Source organism: Enterobacter sp. MGH 24, from assembly GCF_000493015.1.
In the GTDB taxonomy this organism is placed as follows: domain Bacteria; phylum Pseudomonadota; class Gammaproteobacteria; order Enterobacterales; family Enterobacteriaceae; genus Enterobacter.
The window spans coordinates 723000-736424 of the sequence record NZ_KI535657.1; the positions used below are offsets into that span (position 1 = coordinate 723000).

Sequence of the window (13425 nt, forward strand, 5' to 3'; positions counted from 1 at the left end):
TTATCGTCCTAATAGCCAACTGCAAACCAGCATAACTGGCGGTCTGTTGCGGCAGTATTTGACAGGGAATATTGTGAAGCCGATTTAATAAATCCCGTCATCGAGTTTTCGCCAGCGGTTCGCTCTATGTTGTTTGATACCGTCAGCGATGCGCAGCCAACAGGAAACGAAACCGGGAAACTGAATGTCCGCGTGGTCGCCCCGGAAACACTCTCAATCCCCCACTGAAAAATCATTCCCGTGTTTGAATCTTTGAACCATCCTCGCGAACCTTTGGATGCGGTGTTGACCTTCTGGAAGGTGCTGTTAGCAATCGTCTTGGTATAAAACCGGTTATCGAAATTTTCATAGCTGCCCGGCTTAATCTGGCCTCTCGCCTCCACATGCCCGCCACGGGTATCAACAAAGACCGTGACTCCGTCACTCCCTGTGAGGGTGCAATAAAACCCAATCCCGTTCCATGATTTCAGCATCAGGTTATTACTGGAAAAACCTGCGTTATCCTCGCCCTGATAAATCCCGGTTCCGTTCCTGATTTTTACGCCTTCCGAGAACATAACCTCTTTCTGGAAAGTGCCCCCTTTTGACGCTGACACTGCATCGACTTCATCAGCTGCTGGCGGGTTATTTGAATCGTAGATTTTTATCCAGTCGGATTGCCAGCCTCCATTGACTTTAGTCCTGTGGCGAATCGGCTCATCGGGACGCCCTGCACGCCAGCCAATTTGCCGACCAGTGTTTTGGTTGTACTGGATATGGATAAACTCATTCACATTATTAGCGACAGGGCCATGAATGCCCTCAGCGCTCATATTAAAAAAGCCGTTATAGTTGACGTTATTGGCATCTGACACGTTAACGCCGGCAATAGCACCGAGACCAAAATCACCTACCCGCAAAACTCGCCCGGAGGTGGTATCGGTGCTGGAGGTGGTCACATCTTTTGTGGCCGCTGTACCCGCATCATCCAGATTCGAAGTTTTCAGGGTGATATCGGATGTACCATCAAAAGCCACTCCGGCAATTTTCCGCGCCGTGGCAATCTTCTTAGCCGCTTCGGCAGTACCCTTTACTGGCAGCGCCCCCACATCGTCAGCCGTGGGCTTATATCCCTCATGGTAAACAGCCTTGTCGTCATACTTCAGCTCACCTGTATGCTTCAGTTGCAGAAACTTATTCGACGTACCGTTAGCGATATAAACATCAGAGTTGCCCACCCCAAACGACACGTTGCCAATCGTGGTTTTAATTCCAAACCCGCCCGTCAGCCAACCGCCAGCTAGCGGTAAACGGGTATTCGCATTGTCATTGGCCGCTTTCGCGTTATCGTTGGCAGTTTTTACGGCTTTTGGTGTCGCTGCCAGTACCTCAGACGTGCTGTCGGTCGCGCTACTGAGCTGAATAATGCCTTTCTGCGCCGTGGTGGCGTCCTGAGCCGTATATTTCGCTTTTGCAAGGTCATATGCCACCTTAACCGCTTTCGGCGTCGCTGCGAGCACCTCAGACGTGCTGTCGATCGCATTGCTTAACTGAGTGAAACCTTTTGCGGTGAGCGAGGCGTCGGGGTGGCGGCGTGACTGCTCATGCTCCGCGAGCTTATCATCGACATAGTCCTGCGTGGCCATCACCAGTGTGGTATCAATGGCCAGTTCGACCGACTCGATATCACTTACCATGATGACCATTCGCAGGGTCTGCGCACGCCCTGACCCTTCCGCCAGTTCTGGCTTGTAGCTTTCGGCCATATTGCCGACCGCAATCAGCGTGCCGGTGTCATCATAAAGCCCCATTTCCCGCAGCCAGAAACCGCCGGTTTCCGGGGGAATGACCAGCTCAGCAACAACGTAATTTTTGTTTTTATTGTCCTGGCTGATTTTGTTCAGGGTATGGCGCCAGACCTCACGCACCAGTTTTGTCTGGCTGGCGTTCGGGGTCGGCAGCGTGCCGCCACCGTCACCGACGGCCATCGCTGTAAAATTCACCTTTTTCCCGTTCGGGACGGTTGCTGCAGCCAGTTTTTCCGCACCGGCTTTGGTGATGACCGTTTTATATTTCACTGTCATTTTTATGCTCACTTATCCGGGGTAAACCGTGATGATGTCGCCGTCATAGGTCAGGGCTCCGGTGTACAGATAGCCCGGAATATCCTGAATAATGGTCAGGCCGATAAGATGGCGGCTGGCTGGCTTTGCATCCGCAATAAGCCGCTCCATTTCGTAATACATTTCCTCGGTGATGCCGGTTTCCAGCACCCCGATATCAAGCCGAAACGTGCCGGGCGGGTCGTTAGCTTCCCACCACTCAGTGACGTTAATCAGGTAGCCGAGCGGCTCCACCACACGGCGCACCGCCCCAATCGTCCCTTTGTGCTCATGGATAAATCGCGCCGCGCGGATCACCTCCCGTTTGGTGGCTTCCGGCCAGTTCTCATCCCACCGGTCAACAGAAAACGCCCACGCCAGCCACGGCAGCAGATTTGTCGGGCAGTCGTCAGCGCTCCAGAGTCGGCGCAGCGGGATTGGCGTTTTTTCAATGTCAGCGCAGGCACGCGCCGCCGCCACCTCAAGCGGCGACGAGCCCACCGGCAACAGGCGGGTATCATTCATCGTTACCCCCGATGGTGACGCTGTACTCACTGCACCATGACGCCTGCGTATCATCGAGCACGATGTCAGCTACCGGTTCGGCCAGTTCGACACGCTGCACGCCCTCGACATGGAGCGCGGCATAGATGGCTGATTTACGGATATCACGCCCGAGCCGGTGCTGTGCGGTGATGTATGCCTGCAGCTTTGTTTTCGCGGCACTGAGCACCGGCTCACTTTCGGGGCCAGGGTAAAGGTAAAGCGATGCGGTGATTTTATAGTCGACAATGCTTGCCGACTGCACGGTCACGCGGTCAGCGACCGGCCTCACGTCCTCATCGTTAAGGGCAGTACGCACGATGGCGAGCAGCTCGTCAGAGGCCACGCCGTTATTTTCGCGGGACAGCACCGAGACCGTCACGCACGCAGGCTGGGGACTGATGACGGAAATATCCGCGACCCGCCCGTCGGCGCTGCGGCCATGAAACTGATATGCACCGGTTGAGCCTGCGGTGCTCAGTCCCTCCGGGGCTTGCTGGATGCGCAGACGGTAGTCAGTGTCCGATTCCATTTCGGCAGGCGTCGGGGGTAACGTGGTGTCATCAGCAGGGGTAATCACAAGGCGCTCAACGCTGGAATTAGCCCCTATCTGGTCGAGGTCAGCGCCGGTGGCGTAGGCCAGCATGACCGCACGCGCGGCCTCGTTGACGCGTTGTCGCCAGATAACTTCCCGATAGGCGTTTTCCTGCAACAGCTTCACAATCGGCTCAGATTCAAGCGTCAGCGTGCGCGCGACCGCCTCCTGCTGGTCTTCGGGGTAAAGCGAGACGAGAGTCGCCTTTCGTTCGCTCAGGATGGTTTCATAGTCCAGATCTTCCACGACATCCGGCGCGGCGAGCTGGCTCAGGTCAACAATTGCCATAGCGTTTAACTCAGTGGAATGGTGAGGGAAAACGGCTGGCTCGATGTCGAGTGCGTGCCGGTGATATCGACATACAACCCGCCGTCGGTGTCCGACCGTTCAAAGGTGATGGTTGTCAGGCTTACACGCGGCTCCCACTTCTGGATCGCGGAATAACACGCGGCCATAATCTGCAGGCGCAGTGCCGGGGTCTGCGGCTGGTCAATCAGCGCCGATAACAGCGAGCCGTATTCACGGCGCATGACGCGCGAGCCAACCGGCGTGACCAGAATGTCGCGCACGCTTTGCCTGATATGCTCGACCTCAGAGATACTGAGCCCGGTCTGGCTGTTCATTCCCAGATAACGCACCGTCATTTCGTCCCCACCGTTCTGTCTTCGCCGCGCTTAACACCGCCGTGGTCGTGGTCATCCACCTGCACACCGTTCGAGGTCAGTTTCCCGCCGGTATGCTCGATGTCGCCGGTCATCTTCCCGCCTTTCTTCACTTCGAGCGTGCCGGTCGTCAGCTTGTTAGTGCACACCACCTCGGGTGTGTCGAGCGTGATACGGGTTTCCGCTTTCACCAGTACCAGCGGCACAGTGGCCGTAATGGAATCTGACGCGGTCACGTCGGCGGTTTTGATACCTGAAACGGTGAGCGCCCCGCTTTCGGGCTCGTACTCGATAACCGCCCCGTCAGGAAAAGACACATGAAGCGCATCAGGGGAGGCAGACGGTGCGGGATGGTCATCAGAGAAAATGCCCGGTAACACAAAGGCCGTGTCGAGCTCGCCAGCGATAGCAAGGATTAGCACCTGCTCACCGACCGAGGGAGCCCACCACACACGCGAGCGACCGGCGCGACAGGTGAGCCAGTTCAGCCAGGTGGTTTTCATCCCGCCCGTCTGGACACGACAAAGCCCCTCGTCGAGGTCGATATCGGTCACAATGCCGGTGCGGATGAGGTTGCGGATCGCGCGTGCGATGTCCTGCAGAGAATTTAAATTATTCATGGGGAAAGGATGCCGCCGGGCAAGACCGGCGGCAATTGAGGCGGGTTTGATGAGGGATGAAACAACAATCAGTGACTGAGGTATTTAATTATCAGCGTCTCGACGAGCTGTTTATCTTCCCGGCTAAATCCGAGTAACTGGCGTTCTGCATACTGCACATCCTGAGCGTGCACGTTTGGCCGGTCTTTGAGACCGTACTGATGGACACGCGCGATGCGCTCCACTTTGCCGGTGAACTCCACCACCGCGCTATTTTCACGGCCACTGGCTTTCATGTACCGGCTTGTGCGGAGCTTCTGAAACATCGCCTTTTTGATTCGCCCGGTCTTTGCCCTGAGCGGCTGGCGTTTTCGCGCCTGATACGGTGAGCCGTCCGGGGCTTTTTGCTGTTTGATACGTTGCTGTTGCGACTTGCGCAGCTCCTTTGCAATCTCACCGGCAAGCCGTCGTCGCCCTGCAGGTGACAGGGCAGCAATCAGCCCGGCGAGCTGGTCGTCAAAGGGCTTAAAGTCACTCATCCCACTTGCTCACCAGTTCGCCGTTGATATAGAGCTCTTTTGGTCGGGTAACAGGCTCAGGCAATGGCGGCTCAGGGGCATAGCTCACATGCAGCGCGCCGTTTTCCTCTTTGATGAGGGTGCGCTCTGTGAGCTGCAGGCTGATACTGATGTCGACACTGTCCCCGTCGTTTAAATCCATCTGGAAACGGTAGCCCTTCTTTCGTCCGTCATCGAGCGTGCAGATATCCGGCTGGTTTTCCCTGAGCCATGCGGCCACCGGCACGAATATCAAATCCGGGTCGCCCACAAAATCACACACGATCACATTCAGGGTGTAAATCTTTTCGTGTGACAGCGAGGCCGCGAGACGCGCGTCGATATTCCCCTCATCGGCAAAGATGCGCATCATTTCGGGATTGGTTTTTAACTGCGGGACGGCGTTAATTAAGGCTTCGCGCAGGCTGTGAGCTTTCTTCATCGAGTTTATCCTGACAGTCTTTGACGGTTTCAACCTGCAGCGCGCAGGCGGTGAGCGCGTGCTCAAGCCTGCGGATGTCTGCGCTCAGGTCGCCATTAGTGGCCGGTTCGCTTCCCGGCATCGGGCAATAGCTCACCTTCGGACACGCGCTGTAAACAATGACCGGCGGAGGCGCAACCGGCGCGGGTGTGCAGCCTGCGCACAACATCAGGCAACTCAGCGCTATACCAGCGACGTAACGTTTCATTCTCATTTATCAGCCTCGTAATGGTTTCTTCACGCCGCACGGCCATCGCACCGGCGGCAATCAGTTCCCCGCGTAAACTGACCTGCGCGGTTTCATTTCGCCTGGCAATTCCCTGCGACACGGAAAGCTGATTTTTCAGCATTCCGATCGCGGTTTTTTGTTCGGTGGCGACCTTGTTCGCCCGTTCAAAAGAGCGCGTCAGGTTGCCGTTCTCGTGGCGTTGCCACAGCACAACCGCAATCAGTGCGGCCACTAAAAACAACGTCACTTTCATGGAATGCCCCTGATGCAGTAAGCACGCTCACGCGCGCGTCGGTTTTCCAGCCCTTTGTTAACAGAGCCGTTCACATAAACCCATCGGGTGAGCTGGTCGCACGCCTGCCACCATTGCTGGCGTTTGATATACGAGACCAGCGTCGACCGGCAGGCCGCACCTGTTCCCACGTTGAATGAGAAACTGACCAGCGCGTCGTAAATGCGCTGCGGCATTTCCACCGGCACGCAGACCGCCAGACGCTTTTCCACGTTCAACACATCCGCGACCAGATTCGCCGCCGCCTGACGCTCGGTGATTTCCCCTTTCGGGACGACGCCTGCAGTGTGGCCGATGCCTGACGTCCACACTCCCGCGCTGCACTGGTAAGGCGTCAGGCGACATCCTTCGAGGTCGGCAATCAGCGCCAGCCCCTCGGGCGAGGTGTTAAGCAGACGAAAGTCAGGCATCAGCACCGCCAGCGCCAGCACTGCGGCCACACTGCATCGTTTAATGATTGAGCCCACGAATTGCCCCCTTATCGAGTCCGAGTGATGTCAGATAGAGATAGGTTTTGCGCTTAAACCAGTAGTTCGTCAGCGCGGTAAAAATGGCGCATCCGCCGCCCACGTAAAGCGCCATCTTTTCGGGTGACATTGCCCCGACATATGCCAACCCCACGGCCAGCCAGTAGGCGATAAACGTGGTGATTTTCTCCATACTCAGTCCCATAGATTCACCGTTTCAGTTCTGGCCGCGCTGTCGGCCTCGGGCAGTTCAACCGCCGTACCATGCGGCAGGATCACGCCGAGCTCAGGCAGGCCGGGATTCGCTTCCAGCACGGTTTCGAGCACACCCTCAGTGCGCCCGTAGTACCGCGCGCAAATCGCGTCGAGGGTGTCGCCCTGCAGCGCATACGCTTTCATCAGATTTGCCCCACAATGCAGCGCGCCTTGTCCTGGATGCGCGCGACTGACCAGCGCATATCCCGCCACATCTCATCGATAGTGCTGTCGATACTGTCGGCCTTTTTATCGCCTTTGACGGTCGCATCTACGCCGCGAAAACGCTCATACAGCGTGGCGGTCGTCATCGAGCACACGGCGTTGAAGTAGTGGAAAACGCGCACGCTCTCGCCGTCGATCTGGTCGGCCGGTACATCTTCCAGCCGGGCATAACCGGTGTCCTGCTGGTACTCGCGCCACTCGCCCAGCTCCGCGTTAGTCTCCGCGATGGCGGTTTTAATCGCCCGGCGCAGGCGCACAGGGGAAACGGTCTGCTCAAGTCGCATTTCTTCGCGCACGCGCTTCGGGTCAACATCAGGGTAAAACGGGGTGTTTTTGATTACCGGCTCGCTCACACCCGGCGGCGGTATCACCACGCCCGGCACATCCTGCGGCTCTTTGTTTTGCTCAATAATCAGCGTCGTCATGACAACCTCGGGTAATAGGTGGGCGGTGGACGCCGGTCGCAGTCAGGGCAATTGATACCCGCGTTGACCGGCGTGCCGCCCGGCTCGGGGAGCATTTGGTTAACTGGCGACTTTCTTCGGGCGTCCGCGCCCTCGTCTCGCCGGTGAATTCGTGTTTTTAGCCGATGTCTTTTTCGGCGCTTTGGGCGTGGTCTTTTCGACAGCAACAGGCTTCGGGGTCAGTTCACGGTTAAGGGTCTCAATGTCTTTACGCACGCCGACATGCGTATCGAGCTGTAACGCCCGTTTCAGGTGTGTCAGCGCCTCATTGAGCTGACCATCGTCTCGCAGGGTCAGACCGGTGACTTTATGCAGACGGGCGCGTACCTCGTCAGGCATGTCAGCGGAAAGCGTCAGCTCAATAACGCTCAATAGTTCGGTTACATTGACCGGCTCACCTGCGGCGCGGGCGCGCAGGGCTGCAAGCGCAACCTCTTCCGCCAGCATGTAAGGCACTGAGCGGGCATGACCCGGCATTGACAGGTTGTAGCGCAGCGCATAACGGGCAATTTCAATCGCGCCGGTGATATCTCCAGCATCGAGACGCCAGAGCATGACCGTCATCAGGATGTCATCCTGTGCGCCCTTACCATTTTCCAGCACGCCAGCGACCCACGGCAGATACAGCGGCAGCAGCTCGCGTTTCTTCTCGGCTTTGCGCTCTTTCGAATGGATTGTTTTTAACGTCCGGCGGTCTGCGGCCAGCTTGACGAGCATTTGCTCGTAAGCGGAAGCATGACGCAGCGGGGCGTTATCCCGCTGCGATGCTTTCATGGCCGAGACCCGCATCGCGTGACGCTGAGCGGGGCTCGCCATAAATTATGCCTCCCCGTTTTCAGCAGATTCAGGCACTTCAGCCGTTTCAGACTGAGCAACAGGGGCAGCAGCGCCCATCGCCTGTACCGCTTTCACAATGGCGGCAGCGAATGCGTCCGCGCTGGCTGGCTCGCTAGTCGCGTCCTCTTCGGGCTCCAGAATCTCGATATTTTCAATCAGGCAACCAGCCTCGTAGTCTTCGATAACAAAGTCGACTTTGACCTGTTCGTAGTTCTCCACTCGGTCGAGTTTAGGGTTTTCGATGATGTGGCGGCGGTGGCCGTCCTCATACAGATAGATGGAGATGTTATCCAGCGTGGTGATGAAAATACTGTTTGCCGGGAAGAACGGCGCGCGCACCGCCTGCAGCTGACCGATGGTTTTCTGGCTGATAATCAGCTCACCGGCGAGCTGTTCCGTGTTCGCCTGGAATTTGTTAATCATCGGGAAGTATTTGTCGGTCAGGATGCGACGGCCACAGATGACAACCATTTCCGGGTTTTCGCGGTGAATTTCTTCGACAAGCGACTCGAATGCGTCCATCACCAGCGCGTCAAGGTTCGCGTAGTGACCGCCTTTGCCGATTTTGATGGAGTTTGAAATCACGTTGCCTTCAGCGTCGGTGACGCTGGACATGACGCGCTCAGGCGCATCGTTGCGGTATTTCTGCAACCAGCCCACAGCCACATCCTGAAGCAGCGGATTTTGTTTACGATCGGACGTCGCCGCACGGCTCACACCATTAAAACCAATGGTGATGTAGTCCAGCGCCTGACGTTTGATGATGGCGTTACGGATACGAATCTGGAAATCCTGATAACGCGCCCACAGGTCGAGCTTGTTATAGGTAAGGTGATAGTCAAAGTTGACCGGATTACAGAAATAACGGTATGCATCCAGTTTCGAGAAATCAGCGGTCTGACGCTCAACGCCGTTCGCGGTGTCAGCATTACTGGCAATGGTGCCAGTAACATCGATACCGACTTTCTCTTCGGTCAGCTCGGCCACCGTCACCATGTTGATGAGTTTCAGGAAAGAGGACGACTGCTGAATTTTATCAAACAGGGTTTGAGTGACAGACGGCTCAACGTTGAATTTCTTGTTCAGGTCAGCCACCTCGACGCCGTTCAGTTCGGCGATACGGCTCATGTACTGATTGAACTTAAAGCGGGTTTCTTTACGCATTGTTTTTGTTTTCCTTCAGGGTGTCGGATTAATTAGCAGTCGGTCAGCGTGGTCGTCGCAACATCGCCGCCGGTGCTCAGCTTGCGGCGCGGTTGCGTGATGTTTTCGGTTTTATCCAGCGTGGTTTTGATGGTGCTGAGTTGCTGCGTGGTGGTGGTGGCCTGCTCGGTCAGCGATTTTCTGACGTCAGCGAGCTCGGACTCAATCTGGCTGAATCGGGTCTCAGCATTTTCGTCGCTGGTCTGCACTCGTTCGGCAATGGTCGTCACAGCTTCACGCACGTCATTGAATCGGGCGTCATCGCTGGACTGTTTACGGCTGAAAATGCTTTTGACGGTGTCCGTGACTTTGGTAAGTAGCGTTTCCGGCTGGTCTTCGAATTCCAGCTCGGCGAGCGTCGCCACGCTAAACAAGTCATCCGCCTGTTCTTTTTTACCGGCGGCACAGAATTGCAGGTATTCAGTCCCGAGACTTGCCGGGTCATCCGTCACGGCCAAGCCGATGAGGTGGCATTTGCCGGTATTGGCAAAATTCGGGCGAATTTCCATGGAGGTATAAACTTTCTGGCCTTTCGCCAGCATGGCGAGCAGGTTGTCTAGCGGTGCAATTTTGCCGAATAGCGCCAGCTTGCCGTTGAGTGCTGAGCCATCTTCAATCACTTCGGCTTTCAGCTCGATCACATCGCCATAGCGACAGAATGGTGTGTCGGGAACAACGCTACGGATGTGCTCCAGATTGATGCGACAACCGTAGACGCGCGGGTCAAAGCCGTCGGCCATTTCCTGAATATCTTGCGCGCTGATATCGCGACCGTCGCAGGTGTCACCCTCGACGCCGATGCGAAACCATTTAGAGATTTTTTTTGCCATTAGTCAGGTGTCCTGAGTTGGGTTATCGGGTCGGATGTAGTTTCCCGACTCCGCGCCCGACCAGCCACCGGTTACAGAAGTGCAACCCCTGACACAACAGGGGTTTAGCGATTCATCGTCTCTGAATCTTTAGCCTTGCCGTGTACTCATAACGGCGAGGTTGAAATGACTCAAACCACAGATACATCACTGGTTAATGACCCACGACGACAGGCCGCATTGCTTTTCTGGCAGGGATATTCCGTGCCACAAATCGCGGAGCAGTTGCAGGTCAAGCGGCCAACCGTGCAGAGCTGGAAGATGCGCGACAAATGGGAAGAAACCGCCCCATTAAATCGGGTTGAGTTCACACTTGAAGCGCGATTAATTCAGCTTTACGCAAAGCCTGACCTGACAGCTCATGACTTTAAGGTCGCAGATTTTCTGGCGCGCCAGATGGAGCGACTCGCGCGAGTGAATCGCTACGGCCAGACCGGCAACGAAGTGGATTTAAACCCGAATGTTGCCAACCGAAACAAAGGGGAAAAGAAGAAGCCGAAAAAGAATTTTTTCAGCGAAGAGGCCATCGAGAAACTCGAAGAGATTTTCCTCGACCAGTCTTTCGATTATCAGCTCGAATGGTGGCGCGCCGGACTGGCTCACCGCATCCGGCACATTCTCAAATCCCGCCAGATTGGCGCAACATTTTACTTTGCGCGTGAAGCGCTACTTCAGGCGCTCAAAACCGGCCATAACCAGATTTTCCTGTCGGCCAGTAAAACGCAGGCATATGTATTCCGTAAATACATCATCGCCTTTGCCCGACAGGTTGACGTCGAGCTCACCGGCGATCCGATTGTGCTCGGCAATAACGGTGCCGAACTGATGTTTCTCGGTACCAACGCCAACACGGCGCAGAGTCATAACGGCGATTTGTACGTCGATGAAATTTTCTGGATACCCAACTTTCAGAAGCTGAAGCGGGTCGCAGGCGGGATGTCGTCGCAGGAACATTTACGCACGACCTACTTTTCGACCCCCTCGTCGCTGGCACATGGCGCCTATCCGTTCTGGTCGGGTGAGCAGTTCAACCGGGGACGCTCAGACACCAGCGAGCGCGTTGATATTGATATAACCCACGCTGCGCTCGCGAGGGGTGTCGCCTGCCCGGACGGCCAGTGGCGGCAAATTGTCACTATTGAGGACGCGCTCGCCAAAGGGTGCACCCTGTTTAACATCGATACGCTGAAGCGTGAAAACAGCGTCGATGAGTTCCGCAATCTGTTTATGTGCGAATTTGTTGACGATAAAGCGTCGGTATTCCCGTTCGAAGAATTACAGCGCTGCATGGTCGACAGTCTCGAAGCGTGGGACGACTACACACCATTCTCTGACCGGCCATTTGAGCATCGCCCTGTGTGGATCGGCTATGACCCGTCATTACGCGGTGATAGTGCCGGTTGCGTGGTGATAGCGCCACCGGTCGTCGCCGGGGGTAAATTCCGCATCCTTGAACGTCACCAGTGGAAAGGCATGGACTTCGCCCAGCAGGCCGAATCCATTCGCGAGCTCACACAGAAATATAACGTCGAGTATATCGGCATCGATGCGACCGGCCTCGGCCAGGGCGTTTTCCAGCTTGTGCGCTCGTTCTACCCGGCAGCGCGAGAAATTCGCTACACGCCAGAAATTAAAACCGCAATGGTGCTCAAAGCGAAGGACACCATCGGTCGTGGATGCCTTGAGTACGACGTCAGCGCGACCGACCTCACGCAGTCGTTTATGTCGATTCGCAAAACAATGACCAGCAGCGGGCGCAGTTCGACTTATGAAGCCAGCCGCACCGAAGAAGCGAGTCACGCTGACCTCGCATGGGCGACCATGCACGTATTAATCAACGAACCATTAACCGCCGCCAGCGGCCAGGCATCATCCAGCATTATGGAGTGGAATTAATGAGTAAGAAACGCAACACGCGCCAGCAGCAACAGCTTACCCGCAAACATACCGCAGAGCCTGCTCAGAGCATGGAGGCATTCACCTTTGGCGAGCCGACGCCGGTACTCGACCGCCGTGACATTCTCGATTATGTCGAATGCATCGATAACGGTCAGTGGTACGAGCCGCCGGTGAGTTTCTCCGGGCTTGCAAAAAGTATGCGCGCCGCTGTTCACCACAGCTCACCGATTTACGTTAAGCGTAATATTCTGGTGTCGACCTATATTCCCCACCCGCTGTTATCCCGTCAGGACTTCAGCCGGTTCGCACTCGATTATCTGGTATTTGGTAATGCCTTTTTGGAAGAGCGTCGAAGCATCACCGGCAAACCGATAAAATGCGAAACCTCCCCGGCCAAATACACACGTCGTGGGGTGGAGGATGACACTTACTGGTACATTCAAAGCTACACGCAACCGCACCAGTACGCGACAGGCTCAGTCTTTCACCTGCTTGAGCCCGATATCAATCAGGAGCTCTACGGTATGCCGGAATACCTGAGCGCACTCAATTCCGCTTGGCTGAATGAATCCGCCACGTTGTTTCGCCGTAAGTATTACCAGAACGGGGCGCACGCCGGTTACATCATGTATGTGACTGACGCCGCTCAGAGTAGCACCGACGTCGAGGCGCTCCGCAAGGCGATGCGTGACTCGAAAGGGCTCGGCAACTTTAAGAATCTGTTTTTTTACGCGCCAAACGGAAAGGCCGACGGCATTAAAATTGTGCCGCTGAGCGAGGTCGCCACGAAGGATGATTTTTTTAACATTAAAAAAGTCAGCGCCGCTGACCTGCTTGACGCTCACCGCATCCCGTTTCAGTTAATGGGAGGCAAGCCTGAAAACGTCGGGTCAGTGGGTGATGTTGAGAAGGTAGCAAAGGTCTTTGTTCGCAATGAGCTCATCCCGCTTCAGGCGCGATTTATGGAGTTGAACGAGTGGGCAGGTCAGGAGATTATCCGCTTCGATAAATACTCACTCGAAGACAACGACTAACCATAATCAGCCGCCCGGACAGGCGGCTTTTTTACATCCGCATTCACGCGCCCTCAGAGCGACAACACGCCACCGCAACCGACAACCACCCAATGTCACCCGATACAATTACAACGCAACAGCGAGTCGCTGA

The 13425-nt window shown here is 55.8% G+C and carries 18 protein-coding genes; 2 read left to right on the forward strand and 16 right to left on the reverse strand.

Annotated features, from left to right (window positions below):
* Positions 1-8: 8 nt before the first annotated feature.
* The 16 genes from L370_RS18345 to L370_RS18275 all read right to left on the reverse strand — a co-directional run bounded on the left by L370_RS18345 (position 9) and on the right by L370_RS18275 (position 10320).
* Positions 9-2063, reverse strand: coding sequence for a phage tail protein (locus L370_RS18345; RefSeq protein WP_023333469.1), 2055 nt, complete (start codon positions 2061-2063; stop codon positions 9-11).
* Between the two features lie 12 nt (positions 2064-2075).
* Complete coding sequence (locus L370_RS18340) at positions 2076-2606, reverse strand: phage tail protein I (protein ID WP_023333470.1); 531 nt, start codon at positions 2604-2606, stop codon at positions 2076-2078.
* Positions 2599-3507, reverse strand: a complete 909-nt coding sequence (locus tag L370_RS18335; protein WP_023333471.1) for a baseplate assembly protein — start codon at positions 3505-3507, stop codon at positions 2599-2601. Before L370_RS18335 ends, L370_RS18340 begins: the two co-directional genes overlap by 8 nt.
* Before the next feature lie 5 nt (positions 3508-3512).
* Positions 3513-3863: a GPW/gp25 family protein gene (locus L370_RS18330; protein ID WP_023333472.1), complete on the reverse strand. Its 351-nt coding sequence runs from the start codon at positions 3861-3863 to the stop codon at positions 3513-3515.
* Positions 3860-4501, reverse strand: coding sequence for a phage baseplate assembly protein V (locus L370_RS18325; RefSeq protein ID WP_023333473.1), 642 nt, complete (start codon positions 4499-4501; stop codon positions 3860-3862). Before L370_RS18325 ends, L370_RS18330 begins: the two co-directional genes overlap by 4 nt.
* Before the next feature lie 68 nt (positions 4502-4569).
* Positions 4570-5019, reverse strand: coding sequence for a phage virion morphogenesis protein (locus L370_RS18320; RefSeq protein ID WP_023333474.1), 450 nt, complete (start codon positions 5017-5019; stop codon positions 4570-4572).
* Positions 5012-5479: a phage tail protein gene (locus L370_RS18315; protein WP_023333475.1), complete on the reverse strand. Its 468-nt coding sequence runs from the start codon at positions 5477-5479 to the stop codon at positions 5012-5014. The genes L370_RS18320 and L370_RS18315 overlap by 8 nt, the downstream gene beginning before the upstream one ends.
* The gene (gene lysC / locus L370_RS23595; RefSeq protein ID WP_081706846.1) at positions 5442-5687 is read right to left on the reverse strand and encodes an Rz1-like lysis system protein LysC; all 246 of its coding nucleotides are present in this window, start codon (positions 5685-5687) and stop codon (positions 5442-5444) included. The genes L370_RS18315 and lysC overlap by 38 nt, the downstream gene beginning before the upstream one ends.
* The gene (lysB, locus tag L370_RS23670) at positions 5575-6000 is read right to left on the reverse strand and encodes an Rz-like lysis system protein LysB (protein ID WP_023333477.1); all 426 of its coding nucleotides are present in this window, start codon (positions 5998-6000) and stop codon (positions 5575-5577) included. The genes lysC and lysB overlap by 113 nt, the downstream gene beginning before the upstream one ends.
* Positions 5997-6506, reverse strand: coding sequence for a lysozyme (locus L370_RS18305; protein ID WP_023333478.1), 510 nt, complete (start codon positions 6504-6506; stop codon positions 5997-5999). Before L370_RS18305 ends, lysB begins: the two co-directional genes overlap by 4 nt.
* A complete protein-coding gene (locus L370_RS18300; protein WP_032666540.1) occupies positions 6490-6711 on the reverse strand; it encodes a hypothetical protein in 222 nt (73 codons plus the stop codon). Before L370_RS18300 ends, L370_RS18305 begins: the two co-directional genes overlap by 17 nt.
* On the reverse strand, positions 6702-6905 hold the full coding sequence (locus L370_RS18295) for a tail protein X (RefSeq protein WP_023333480.1): 204 nt from the start codon (positions 6903-6905) through the stop codon (positions 6702-6704). Before L370_RS18295 ends, L370_RS18300 begins: the two co-directional genes overlap by 10 nt.
* Positions 6905-7411 (reverse strand): head completion/stabilization protein, encoded by a 507-nt coding sequence (locus L370_RS18290; RefSeq protein WP_023333481.1) that lies wholly within the window; start codon positions 7409-7411, stop codon positions 6905-6907. Before L370_RS18290 ends, L370_RS18295 begins: the two co-directional genes overlap by 1 nt.
* Before the next feature lie 99 nt (positions 7412-7510).
* Positions 7511-8266, reverse strand: coding sequence for a phage terminase small subunit (locus tag L370_RS18285; protein WP_023333482.1), 756 nt, complete (start codon positions 8264-8266; stop codon positions 7511-7513).
* A 3-nt stretch (positions 8267-8269) separates the two neighbouring features.
* On the reverse strand, positions 8270-9451 hold the full coding sequence (locus tag L370_RS18280; RefSeq protein ID WP_023333483.1) for a phage major capsid protein, P2 family: 1182 nt from the start codon (positions 9449-9451) through the stop codon (positions 8270-8272).
* A 32-nt stretch (positions 9452-9483) separates the two neighbouring features.
* Entirely contained in the window at positions 9484-10320 is an 837-nt protein-coding gene (locus L370_RS18275) for a GPO family capsid scaffolding protein (protein WP_023333484.1), read from the reverse strand.
* A 165-nt stretch (positions 10321-10485) separates the two neighbouring features.
* On the opposite strand from L370_RS18275, the gene L370_RS18270 reads away from it, so the two are divergent.
* Together L370_RS18270 and L370_RS18265 are read left to right on the forward strand one after the other, a co-directional pair.
* Entirely contained in the window at positions 10486-12255 is a 1770-nt protein-coding gene (locus tag L370_RS18270) for a terminase ATPase subunit family protein (protein ID WP_023333485.1), read from the forward strand.
* On the forward strand, positions 12255-13292 hold the full coding sequence (locus L370_RS18265) for a phage portal protein (RefSeq protein WP_023333486.1): 1038 nt from the start codon (positions 12255-12257) through the stop codon (positions 13290-13292). The genes L370_RS18270 and L370_RS18265 overlap by 1 nt, the downstream gene beginning before the upstream one ends.
* The last annotated feature ends 133 nt before the right edge of the window (positions 13293-13425 follow it).

What these genes read in the sequence shown, in the direction of transcription:
- L370_RS18345 (WP_023333469.1), bottom strand. Translation starts at nt 2,063, where the DNA reads ATGACAGTGAAATATAAAACGGTCATCACCAAAGCCGGTGCGGAAAAA.
- L370_RS18340 (WP_023333470.1), bottom strand. Translation starts at nt 2,606, where the DNA reads ATGAATGATACCCGCCTGTTGCCGGTGGGCTCGTCGCCGCTTGAGGTG.
- L370_RS18335 (WP_023333471.1), bottom strand. Translation starts at nt 3,507, where the DNA reads ATGGCAATTGTTGACCTGAGCCAGCTCGCCGCGCCGGATGTCGTGGAA.
- L370_RS18330 (WP_023333472.1), bottom strand. Translation starts at nt 3,863, where the DNA reads ATGACGGTGCGTTATCTGGGAATGAACAGCCAGACCGGGCTCAGTATC.
- L370_RS18325 (WP_023333473.1), bottom strand. Translation starts at nt 4,501, where the DNA reads ATGAATAATTTAAATTCTCTGCAGGACATCGCACGCGCGATCCGCAAC.
- L370_RS18320 (WP_023333474.1), bottom strand. Translation starts at nt 5,019, where the DNA reads ATGAGTGACTTTAAGCCCTTTGACGACCAGCTCGCCGGGCTGATTGCT.
- L370_RS18315 (WP_023333475.1), bottom strand. Translation starts at nt 5,479, where the DNA reads ATGAAGAAAGCTCACAGCCTGCGCGAAGCCTTAATTAACGCCGTCCCG.
- lysC (WP_081706846.1), bottom strand. Translation starts at nt 5,687, where the DNA reads ATGTTGTGCGCAGGCTGCACACCCGCGCCGGTTGCGCCTCCGCCGGTC.
- lysB (WP_023333477.1), bottom strand. Translation starts at nt 6,000, where the DNA reads ATGAAAGTGACGTTGTTTTTAGTGGCCGCACTGATTGCGGTTGTGCTG.
- L370_RS18300 (WP_032666540.1), bottom strand. Translation starts at nt 6,711, where the DNA reads ATGGGACTGAGTATGGAGAAAATCACCACGTTTATCGCCTACTGGCTG.
- L370_RS18295 (WP_023333480.1), bottom strand. Translation starts at nt 6,905, where the DNA reads ATGAAAGCGTATGCGCTGCAGGGCGACACCCTCGACGCGATTTGCGCG.
- L370_RS18290 (WP_023333481.1), bottom strand. Translation starts at nt 7,411, where the DNA reads ATGACGACGCTGATTATTGAGCAAAACAAAGAGCCGCAGGATGTGCCG.
- L370_RS18285 (WP_023333482.1), bottom strand. Translation starts at nt 8,266, where the DNA reads ATGGCGAGCCCCGCTCAGCGTCACGCGATGCGGGTCTCGGCCATGAAA.
- L370_RS18280 (WP_023333483.1), bottom strand. Translation starts at nt 9,451, where the DNA reads ATGCGTAAAGAAACCCGCTTTAAGTTCAATCAGTACATGAGCCGTATC.
- L370_RS18275 (WP_023333484.1), bottom strand. Translation starts at nt 10,320, where the DNA reads ATGGCAAAAAAAATCTCTAAATGGTTTCGCATCGGCGTCGAGGGTGAC.
- L370_RS18270 (WP_023333485.1), top strand. Translation starts at nt 10,486, where the DNA reads ATGACTCAAACCACAGATACATCACTGGTTAATGACCCACGACGACAG.
- L370_RS18265 (WP_023333486.1), top strand. Translation starts at nt 12,255, where the DNA reads ATGAGTAAGAAACGCAACACGCGCCAGCAGCAACAGCTTACCCGCAAA.